A 9,732-nucleotide genomic window follows, 5' to 3' on the forward strand; every position below is an offset into this window, starting at 1 on the left:
ATCCTGGCCAAGACGATCAAGGGCTGGACGCTCGAGTCGTTCGAGGGCCGCAACGCCACGCACCAGATGAAGAAGCTGACCAAGGCCGACCTCAAGGCCTTCCGTGACCGGCTCTACCTGCCGATCCCGGACTCCGCCCTCGAGGCCGACCTGCCGCCGTACTACCACCCGGGCGAGAAGTCCGACGAGATCCAGTACATGAAGGAGCGGCGGGCGGCGCTCGGCGGCGCGATCCCGAAGCGGGTCGTGCGATCGAAGCCCCTGACCCTGCCGGGCGAGCAGGCCTACGCCGAACTGCGCGCCGGGTCGGGCAAGCAGCAGATCGCCACCACCATGGCCACGGTGCGGCTGTTCAAGGACCTCATCAAGGACAAGGAGATCGGCAACCGGTTCGTCCCGATCATCCCGGACGAGGCGCGCACCTTCGGCCTCGACGCGATCTTCCCGACGGCCAAGATCTATTCGCCGCACGGGCAGGAGTACGACGCCGTCGACCGCGACATGCTGCTGTCGTACAAGGAGTCGCAGCAGGGCCAGATCCTGCACGAGGGCATCTCGGAGGCCGGCTCGACCGCGTCGCTGATCGCCGCGGGCACGTCGTACGCGACCCACGCCGCGCCGACCATCCCGTTCTACATCTTCTACTCGCAGTTCGGCTTCCAGCGCACCGGCGACCAGTTCTGGCAGTTCGCCGACCAGCTCGGACGCGGCTTCGTGCTCGGTGCGACGGCGGGCCGCACGACGCTGACCGGCGAGGGGCTGCAGCACGCCGACGGGCACTCGCTGCTGCTCGCGTCGACCAACCCGGCGTGCGTCGCGTACGACCCGGCGTTCGCGTTCGAGATCGCGCACATCGTCCGGGCCGGGCTCGAGCGCATGTACGGCGTCGGCGCGTACGACTCCCCCGCGGTGTCCGACCGCGACGTCTTCTACTACCTGACGATCTACAACGAGCCGATCGTGCAGCCGAAGGAGCCGGCCGGGCTGGACGTCTCGGCGCTGCTCAAGGGCATGTACAAGTACTCGCCGGCGCAGCCGCAGGACGGCCGCCCGCGGGCGCAGATCCTGGCGTCCGGCGTGGCGGTGCCGTGGGCGCTCGAGGCGCAGCACCTGCTCGGCGCCGAGTGGGGCGTCGACGCGGACGTCTGGTCGGTGACCTCGTGGAACGAGCTGCGCCGCGACGCGGTCCAGTGCGAGGAGGACGCGCTCATGTCGGCCGGCGAGGACGCGCGGGTGCCGTTCGTGACCACGGCGCTGCAGGACGAGCCCGGCCCGGTCATCGCGGTGTCGGACTACATGCGCGCCGTGCCCGACCAGATCGCCCGCTGGGTGCCCGGCACCTGGTACTCGCTCGGCACCGACGGCTTCGGCTTCGCCGACACCCGCGGCGCCGCCCGGCGGTACTTCCACGTCGACGCCCAGTCGATCGTCGTGGCCACGCTCGCCCAGCTCGCGTCCCGCGGCGAGGTCGGCCCCGAGGTGCCGCGTCAGGCGTTCGAGAAGTACCAGCTCGACTCCGTCGCCGCCGCCGGCACCGGCACCGTGGGCGGCGACGCCTGAGGGTCCGCCGGGTTCGGGGCCGATCTTCTGCATGGCGCGCGTGCGTTCGCGCGCGCCCTGCACAAGATCGCGGAGCCGGGGTGGATCTTGTGCATGGCGCGCGTGCGTTTGCGCTCGCCCTGCACAAGATTGCGACTCGGAGGGGTCAGGCGTCGACGGCTGGACGCGAGGCGGGGGCGTCGATCGTGTGGCTCGAGCCGGCGGTGCTGACCTCGATGCGGCGCGGCTTGGCGCGCTCGGCGACGGGCAGCGTCACCGTCAGCACGCCGTTCTCGTAGGTCGCGGCGATGCGGGCGGCGTCGATGTTGTCGCCGAGGGCGAGCTGACGCTGGTAGGTGCCGGTGAACCGCTCGCTGGCGATCCACTGCACACCGTCCTCGGTGCGCTCGGAGCGCTCGGCCCGGATGGTCAGCGTGCCGTTCTCGGCCTCCACGTGCACCGAGCCCGGGTCGACGCCCGGCAGGTCGGCGTGCAGCACGTAGTGGTCACCGGAGCGGTACAGGTCCATCGGCATGAAGCGCGGGACGCGGGCCGAACCGGCAGGGCTCCCCAACAGCTGCTCGGTCATCCGGTCGAGGTCACGGAAGGGGTCGAAGCGGAGCACGATGCTCACCTCCTCGGAACACCGCCCGCCACCCTGGCGGGCGACACACCGTGCAACACCTCTGTTTTAGCACTCTCCCCCCGAGAGTGCCAAGACCTCAGTAGCGCGCGCCGACCACCTGCTCGGCGAGCCCGTCGAGCTCGGCCAAGTCGTCGGCGGTGAGCTCGATGTCGAGGGCGGCGACGTTCTGCTCGAGCCACTTCCGGCGCTTCGTGCCGGGGATCGGCGCGACCGGCACGCCGAGCCGCTCGGCCTGCGCGTGCACCCAGGCGAGCGCGATCTGCGCCGGCGCGGCGCCGTGCCGCGCGGCGACCGCGCGCACCGCCTCGACGATGCGCAGGTTCTGCTGCCCCGCCTCGCCGGCGAAGCGCGGGTTGCGCGAGCGGAAGTCCTTGTCGTCGAACGAGGCGAGGTCGACGGTGCCGGTGAGGAAGCCGCGTCCGAGCGGCGAGTAGGGCACCAGCCCGATCCCTAGCTCGCGCATCACCGGCAGTGCCACGGTCTCGACGTCGCGCGTCCACAGCGAGAACTCGCTCTGCACGGCGGTGATCGGGTGCACCGCGTGGGCCCGGCGCAGCAGGTCGCCGTCGACCTCGGACAGGCCGAGGTGGCGCACCTTGCCCTCCTGCACCAACTCGGCCATCGCACCGACGGTCTCCTCGATCTCGGCCGTCTGCGGCGGCCGGTGCAGGTAGTACAGGTCGATGTGGTCGACGCCGAGGCGCAGCAGCGACGACTCGCACGACCGCTTGACGTAGCCGCGCTCGCCGCGGATCACCCGCTTGTCGTCGCCGGCCGTGCGGTCGATGCCGAACTTGGTCGCGAGCTGAACCCGGTCGCGTCCGCCCGGCGCCGTCGCGATCGCCCGGCCGACCAGCACCTCGTTGTGACCGGCGCCGTAGACGTCGGCGGTGTCGAGGAAGGTGACGCCGAGCTCGAGCGCGCGGTGGATGGTGGCGATCGACTCGTCCCAGTCACCGGCGCCGTACCACTCGGACATGCCCATGCAGCCGAGGCCCTGGGCGCTGACGGTGAGTCCGTTGAGATCGACAGTGCGCATGCAGTCCTGTCTACTCCGCGGCGACCACCAGCAGTTCCCCGGCACCGTCGGCCTGCGCCGCCTCGCGCAGCCGTGCCGAGTCACCCTCCCGCAGCGTCGTGCCGTCGACGACGAACGACCCCCGGGCGACGAAGCAGTGTCCCCTGACGGTCGCGCGGTCACGCACCACGACCAACCCGGACGCGTCCGGCTCGCCACTCCACAGATGTTGCGGACCGTCGTCGAGCACGGCGGTCTGGACGAACCGCAACGGCTGTGGAGCGGCGTTCGTCTCGCGGTGCCGCAACCCGTCACCCGTCACCTGGACGAGCACCTCCCCCGGCCCGATTTCGAGCGCGGCGCCGTCATCGTCCTCGTGCCGCAGCAGACCCTCGAGCACCCAGCTGATGATCCGCACCCCGGCGGCGTGGGCGTGCCAGTCGAAGCCCGCACCGGGTGCGACGAGGTGCTCGTCGACGGCGATCACGCGGCCGAACGCCGTGTTGTCGGGGTCGTAGTGCGCGCCCGCGCTGAAGCAGTGCCACGACGTGATCCCGTCGTGCTCGACCCGGTACCGGTCGGCCGCCCGCACCACCCTCACGACGCCGGCCGCGCGGAGTGGTCGGCCGTCCAGGCCAGCAGGTCGGCCTGCGTCCAGGTGTTGACGATGCGCTCGATCGGCACGCCGCAGCGCGCCGCCCGTTCACAGCCGTTGAGCTGCCAGTCGAGCTGGCCCGGGGCGTGCGCGTCCGTGTCGATCGCGAACAGGCACCCGGCCTCGACCGCCAGTCGCAGCAGGCGCTTCGGCGGGTCCAGCCGCTCGGGACGCGAGTTGATCTCGACGGCGACACCGAACTGCGCGCACGCCGCGAAGACCAGTTCGGCGTCGAAGGTCGACTCGGGACGCTGCCCCCGACCGCCCGTCACGAGCCGCCCGGTGCAGTGACCCAGCACGTCGGTGTTGGGGTTCGAGATGGCGGCGATCATGCGGGGCGTCATCTCGCTCGACGGCGAACGGAGCTTCGAGTGCACCGAGGCGACCACCACGGCGAGCGACCGCAGCAGCGCCGGCGTCTGGTCGAGCGTGCCGTCCTCGTTGATGTCGACCTCGATGCCGGTCAGCAGCTGGTAGCCGTCGCCGAACCCCTCGTTGAGCTCGGCCACCACCCTCAACTGCTGTTGCAGCCGATCCGCCGACAGCCCGTTGGCCACCTTCAGCCGTGGCGAGTGGTCGGTGAGCACGCTGTACTCGTGGCCGAGCGCCTTCGCCGTGCGGGCCATCTCGTCGATCGGCGACCCGCCGTCGGACCAGTCGGAGTGCGTGTGCAGGTCGCCGCGCAGCGCCGCGCGCACGGCGGCGGTCTGCTCGTCGATGGGCGTGCCCTCGGTCGCCTCGAGCCGCCGCAGGTACACGGGCACCTCGCCGGCCAGCGACTCGGTGATGCAGCGCGCGGTGACGTCGCCGATGCCGTGCAGCTCGGTCAGCGTGCCGGCCGACGACCGCTCGGCGACCTCCCCGGGCGCCAGCTCGGCCACCCGCGCCGCCGCCGTCCGGAACGCCCGCACGCGATACGTGGGCTCGCGCGCCCGCTCGAGCAGGAACGCGATCTGCTTCAGATCCGCGACCGGATCGCGCGCTCCCGCGTCCACCATGCACACACGCTATCGACGCGGGTGAGACGCTGACACCGTGGCACGCAGCGCGACCGACCCCCGGCTCGCCCGGCCCGCCCTGCACCCGGACACGATCCGCAGCATCGAGCAGGCCGCGGGCCGGCTCGCCACGCTCAGCGTCGCCCGCATGGACGAGGAGTTGTCGTGGTTCCGCGAGCTACCGGCCGACCAGCGCTCGTGGGTCACCCTCGTCGCCCAGGCGGGTCTGCAGAGCTACGTCGAATGGCTGCGCACCGAGGACGACGTGCTGCGCATGACCGGCGACGTCTTCGCCACCGCACCGAAGGCGATGGCGCGGGCGATGAGCCTGCAGCAGACCGTCGAGCTGATCCGGCTCACGATGTTCGTCGCCGAGGAGAACCTGCCCGCGCTGGCCGTCGACGCCGACCGGGACACCGTCGAGAAGGAGCTGCTGCGCTTCGCCCGCGAGATCGCGTTCGCCGCCGCGCGCGTGTACGCGTCCGCCGCCGAGAACCGCGGCTCGTGGGACGAACGCCTCGAGGCCCTGGTGATCGACAACCTCGTGCGCGGCTCGGCCGTCGGCGACCCGTTGCCGAGCCAGCTCGCCGCCTTCGGCTGGACGACCGGCACCCCCGTCGCGGTCGTCGTCGGCTCCGCCCCCGACGGCGAGGCCGCCGCGGCCCTCGACCTCGTGCACGCCCGCGCCCAGCGCGCCGGGTTCGACGCGATGGCCGGCGTGCACGCGGGTCGTCTCGTCGTGCTGGTCGGTGGCAGCGCCGACCCGATCGCGGTCGCGGGCGACCTGGTCGACTGCTTCGGCGACGGACCCGTCGTCGCCGGCCCGCAGGTCACCGACCTCGTCGAGGCGCCGTCGGCCGCCCGCTCGGCGCTGAGCGGACTGCGCGCCGTCGGGGCATGGCCCGGCGCGCCGCGTCCGGTGAGCTCGCAGGCGCTGCTGCCCGAGCGGGCGCTCGCGGGCGACGACGAGGCGCGCACCGAGCTCGTCGAGCAGGTCTTCCGCCCGCTGCGCGAGGCCGACGACGTGCTGATGGAGACCGTCGGCGCGTTCCTCGACTCCGGAGGCGCCCTCGAGGCCACCGCCCGGTCACTCTTCGTGCACGCCAACACGGTGCGGTACCGGCTGCGCCGTGTCGCCGAGGTGTCCGGCGAGTCGCCCACCGACCCCCGCGGCGCGCTGACGCTGCGCGTCGCGCTCATGCTCGGCCGGCTGGAAACGTAGAGGTAATCTCCAACACACACCGGCTCAGAGGCCGCACATACTGCCCGGTATTGGAGACTTCCTACAACGACCCGCCGGAAACCCTGTCCGTGTCGCGGTCGCCCGGGATGGTGCGGACGCATCAGAGTGGATGACGTGATCGCCGTCTTCGCTCCAGGTCAGGGTTCGCAGACGCCCGGCATGCTCACGCCGTGGCTCGACCTCCCGGGTGTCACTGAGCGTGTCGGTGCCTTCAGCGAGGTCACCGGGCTCGACCTCCTGCGGCTCGGCACCACGGCCGACGCCGACGAGATCAAGGACACCGCCGTCACTCAGCCGCTGCTCGTCGCGCTCGGCGTGATCGTCGCCGAGCAGCTCGGGCTGGACGCGTCCGGTGAGCGCGTCGTCGCCGGCCACAGCGTCGGCGAGCTGACCGCGGCCGCCGTCAGCGGCGCCCTGCGCGGTGAGGACGCCGTCGCCTTCGCCGCCCGGCGCGGTGCCGCGATGGCCGCCGCATGCGCCCTCACGCCGACCGGCATGGCAGCCCTGCTCGGTGGCGACCCGGACGAGGTGGCCGCCGCGATCGAGGCGGCCGGACTGGTGCCGGCGAACCGGAACGGCGCCGGGCAGATCGTCGCCGCCGGCTCGCTCGACGACCTCGAGAAGCTCGCCGCCGAGCCGCCCGCCGGCGCCCGCGTGCGCCCGCTCGCTGTCGCCGGCGCCTTCCACACCCACTACATGGCCTCGGCGGAGGAGACGCTCGCGTCGTTCGCCGACCAGATCGACATCGCCGACCCACGGCCGATCCTGCTGTCGAACGCCGACGGCCGCGCGGTCACGACCGGTGGCGACCTCATCGCCCGCCTGGTGCGACAGGTGACCCTCCCGGTGCGCTGGGACCTCTGCCTCGCGACCTGCCGCGACCTCGGCGTCACCGCGGCGCTCGAACTGGCACCGGGCGGCACGCTCACCGGCATCGCCAAGCGTGAGCTGCCGGGTGTCGAGCTGCTCGCCATCAAGACCCCGGACGACCTCGCCGCCGCCGGCCGCCTGATGGACAGCCGCCCGCAGCACGGTCAGGGCGAGCACTTCCTGCCCTTCCGCATGGTCGTCACGCCGGTGAAGGGTGTCTTCACACCCGTTGAGGGCCTCACCGAGGGCGACCGCGTGCGCAACGGCCAGCCGCTCGGCGTCGTGCGCACCAACCGCGACGAGCACGCGATCGTCGCCCCCATCGACGGCGTGCTGGACGAGTGGCTGCGGCACGACGGCGACATCGTCGGCGCCGGCCTGCCGCTCGTGCGCATCTCGGACGGCGACCACTGATGCCGCTGCTGACGGCCCAGGGACCCGAGCACACCCGCATCCTCGGCCTCGGGCACTACCGCCCGGCCAATGTCGTCACCAACCAGGACCTCATCGACCGCGGCGTCGACACCGACGACGCGTGGATCAGGAGCCGGGTCGGGATCGCCGAGCGCCGCTGGGCCGACCCGGGCGAGACCGTCGTCGACATGGCCGAGCAGGCTGCGTCCAAGGCCCTGGCGAGCGCGGGGGTCGGCGCGACCGACATCGACATGGTGCTCGTGGCCACCTGCACCATGCCGACGCCGGTGCCGGCCGCCGCGCCGAACCTCGCCGCACGGCTCGGCATCGACGCGCCCGGTGCTTACGACATCAGCTCCGGCTGCTCGGGCTTCGTCTACTCGATCAACGCGGCGTCGGCCGCGATCCGCGCCGGCCAGGCGACGAACGTGCTCGTCGTCGCGTCCGAGCGGTTCAGCGGCTGGCTCGACATGACCGACCGCAGCACCTGCATCATCCTCGGTGACGCCGCGGGCGCCGCGGTGATCGGGTCGTCCGACGTGCCCGGCTTCGGCCCGGCCGTCTGGGGCAGCGACGGCGCGCAGTACGACTCGGTCGCCATCGACGAGCAGACCCGCTTCTTCCGCCAGGACGGCCAGGCGGTCTACCGCTGGGCCACCGGCACGATGGCGCCGATCGCGCTCGAGGCGTGCCGCCGCGCCGGGGTGAAGCCGGAGGAGCTCGCCGCGTTCATCCCGCACCAGGCGAACCTGCGGATCATCGACGCGATCGCCCGCCGTCTCGGCCTGCCCGACGAGAAGGTCGCCCGCGACATCGTCACGAGCGGCAACACCAGCGCGGCCACCATCCCGCTCGCCATGTCGCGCATGGTCGAGCGCGGCGAGATCCCGTCGGGCGCGCCGGTGCTGCTGCTCGGCTTCGGCTCCGGCCTCGCCTACGCGGGCCAGGTCGTGCTCGCCCCGTAACGTCCCATCCGTACCGGCCGACCCGGCCGGTGTGACTCCCTCCCGAAAGGAACCCCAGTGCCTGACACCGCCGAGATCCTGGCCGGCCTCGCCGAGATCCTGAACGAGGTGGCCGACGTCCCGGAAGCCGACGTCACCGCCGACAAGAGCTTCACCGAGGACCTCGACGTCGACTCGCTGAGCATGGTCGAGGTCGCCATGGCCGCCGAGGAGAAGTTCGGCGTGAAGATCCCGGACGACGAGCTGGCCAACCTCAAGACCGTCGGTGACGCCGTCGCCTACATCCAGAAGAGCGCCTGAAGGATCTCGTCATGACTGCACCAACGGACGTCGTCGTCACCGGCCTGGGGGCGACGACTCCGCTCGGCGGGAACGTCGCCGACACCTGGGCCGGCCTGCTCGCGGGCCGGTCCGGGGTGGTCGGCCTCGACGCCGAGTGGGCCGCCGACCTGCCCGTGCGCATCGCCGCGCCGATGGCCGTCGACCCGGCCGAGGTGCTCCCCCGCGTCCGCGCCCGACGCCTCGACCGCTCCGAGCAGGCAGCGCTCGTCGCCGCCGGCGAGGCGTGGGCCGACGCGGGCTTCAGCGGACGCAGCGACGAGAACGGGCTCGACCCGGCCCGCGTCGCCGTGGTCATCGGCACCGGCATCGGTGGCGTCACGAGTCTGCTCGCGCAGTACGACGTCTACCTCGACAAGGGGCCGTCGAAGGTCTCGCCGCTGCTGATTCCCATGAACATGCCGAACGGGCCGGCGGCCTACGTCGGTCTCGAGCTCGGTGCGCGCGCCGGTGTGCACACGACGGTGAGCGCCTGCGCGTCCGGCGCCGAGGCCGTCGCCCTCGGGCTCGACCTGATCCAGCTCGACCGCGCCGATGTGGTCGTCGTCGGCGGCACCGAGGCCTGCATCCACGCACTCGACATCGCCGGTTTTGCGCAGATGCGCGCGATGTCGACGCGCAACGACGAGCCACAACGGGCGTCGAGGCCGTTCGACAAGGGCCGTGACGGCTTCGTGCTCGGCGAGGGCGCCGGTGTGATGGTGCTCGAGCGGCGGTCGTCGGCCGAGGCCCGCGGCGCGAAGATGTACGCGGTGCTCGGCGGTGCCGGCATCACGTCCGACTCGCACGACATCGTCGCCCCCGACCCCGAGGGCAACGGGCAGCGCCGGGCGGCCAAGCTCGCCATCGCGCGGGCGAAGGCCGACCAGGCCGACGTCGTGCACGTCAACGCGCACGCCACGTCGACCCCCACCGGCGACGGCGCCGAGGCGCGCTGGATCGCCGACCTGCTCGGCGAGCAGACCGTCGTCACGGCCACCAAGTCGATGACCGGGCACCTGCTCGGCGCGGCCGGCGCGGTCGAGGCCGTCGCCTGCGTGCTGTC

General features: G+C 72.5%; 10 protein-coding genes. 6 read left to right on the top strand and 4 right to left on the bottom strand.

The features are described from left to right. On the top strand, window positions 1-1,560 hold a 1,560-nt coding region (locus tag ACTHMS_RS08260; RefSeq protein ID WP_440306181.1), incomplete at its 5' end, for a transketolase-like TK C-terminal-containing protein. A gap of 145 nt (window positions 1,561-1,705) precedes the next feature. On the opposite strand, the gene ACTHMS_RS08265 is transcribed toward ACTHMS_RS08260, so the two are convergent. The 4 genes from ACTHMS_RS08265 to ACTHMS_RS08280 all read right to left on the bottom strand — a co-directional run bounded on the left by ACTHMS_RS08265 (window position 1,706) and on the right by ACTHMS_RS08280 (window position 4,856). Further along, window positions 1,706-2,164 carry an Hsp20/alpha crystallin family protein gene (locus tag ACTHMS_RS08265; protein WP_440306190.1) on the bottom strand — a complete coding sequence of 153 codons (459 nt, stop codon included), beginning with the start codon at window positions 2,162-2,164 and terminating at the stop codon, window positions 1,706-1,708. Window positions 2,165-2,261: 97 nt separating this feature from the next. After that, a complete protein-coding gene (locus ACTHMS_RS08270; protein ID WP_440306182.1) occupies window positions 2,262-3,224 on the bottom strand; it encodes an aldo/keto reductase in 963 nt (320 codons plus the stop codon). 10 nt (window positions 3,225-3,234) lie between these two features. Further along, window positions 3,235-3,804: a pirin family protein gene (locus tag ACTHMS_RS08275; protein WP_440306183.1), complete on the bottom strand. Its 570-nt coding sequence runs from the start codon at window positions 3,802-3,804 to the stop codon at window positions 3,235-3,237. Continuing rightward, on the bottom strand, window positions 3,801-4,856 hold the full coding sequence (locus ACTHMS_RS08280) for a PHP domain-containing protein (RefSeq protein WP_440306184.1): 1,056 nt from the start codon (window positions 4,854-4,856) through the stop codon (window positions 3,801-3,803). Before ACTHMS_RS08280 ends, ACTHMS_RS08275 begins: the two co-directional genes overlap by 4 nt. A gap of 37 nt (window positions 4,857-4,893) precedes the next feature. Here ACTHMS_RS08280 and ACTHMS_RS08285 point away from each other — a divergent pair, with 37 nt between their 5' ends. The 5 genes from ACTHMS_RS08285 to ACTHMS_RS08305 all read left to right on the top strand — a co-directional run. Beyond that, window positions 4,894-6,078: a PucR family transcriptional regulator gene (locus tag ACTHMS_RS08285; RefSeq protein WP_440306185.1), complete on the top strand. Its 1,185-nt coding sequence runs from the start codon at window positions 4,894-4,896 to the stop codon at window positions 6,076-6,078. Window positions 6,079-6,213: 135 nt separating this feature from the next. Then, complete coding sequence (locus tag ACTHMS_RS08290) at window positions 6,214-7,383, top strand: acyltransferase domain-containing protein (protein ID WP_440306186.1); 1,170 nt, start codon at window positions 6,214-6,216, stop codon at window positions 7,381-7,383. Next, complete coding sequence (locus ACTHMS_RS08295) at window positions 7,383-8,348, top strand: beta-ketoacyl-ACP synthase III (protein ID WP_440306187.1); 966 nt, start codon at window positions 7,383-7,385, stop codon at window positions 8,346-8,348. The genes ACTHMS_RS08290 and ACTHMS_RS08295 overlap by 1 nt, the downstream gene beginning before the upstream one ends. A 57-nt stretch (window positions 8,349-8,405) precedes the next feature. Continuing rightward, window positions 8,406-8,648 (top strand): acyl carrier protein, encoded by a 243-nt coding sequence (locus ACTHMS_RS08300; protein ID WP_440306188.1) that lies wholly within the window; start codon window positions 8,406-8,408, stop codon window positions 8,646-8,648. A gap of 11 nt (window positions 8,649-8,659) precedes the next feature. After that, a partial coding sequence (locus ACTHMS_RS08305) for a beta-ketoacyl-[acyl-carrier-protein] synthase family protein (protein WP_440306189.1) occupies window positions 8,660-9,732 on the top strand: 1,073 nt, incomplete at its 3' end.

It is taken from the genome of Jatrophihabitans sp., assembly GCF_051960575.1.
Lineage (GTDB): Bacteria > Actinomycetota > Actinomycetes > Mycobacteriales > Jatrophihabitantaceae > JBQCEE01.

Coding starts and splice junctions, on each gene's coding strand:
- ACTHMS_RS08280 (WP_440306184.1), bottom strand. CDS start 4,856: ATGGTGGACGCGGGAGCGCGCGATCCGGTCGCGGATCTGAAGCAGATC.
- ACTHMS_RS08295 (WP_440306187.1), top strand. CDS start 7,383: ATGCCGCTGCTGACGGCCCAGGGACCCGAGCACACCCGCATCCTCGGC.
- ACTHMS_RS08270 (WP_440306182.1), bottom strand. CDS start 3,224: ATGCGCACTGTCGATCTCAACGGACTCACCGTCAGCGCCCAGGGCCTC.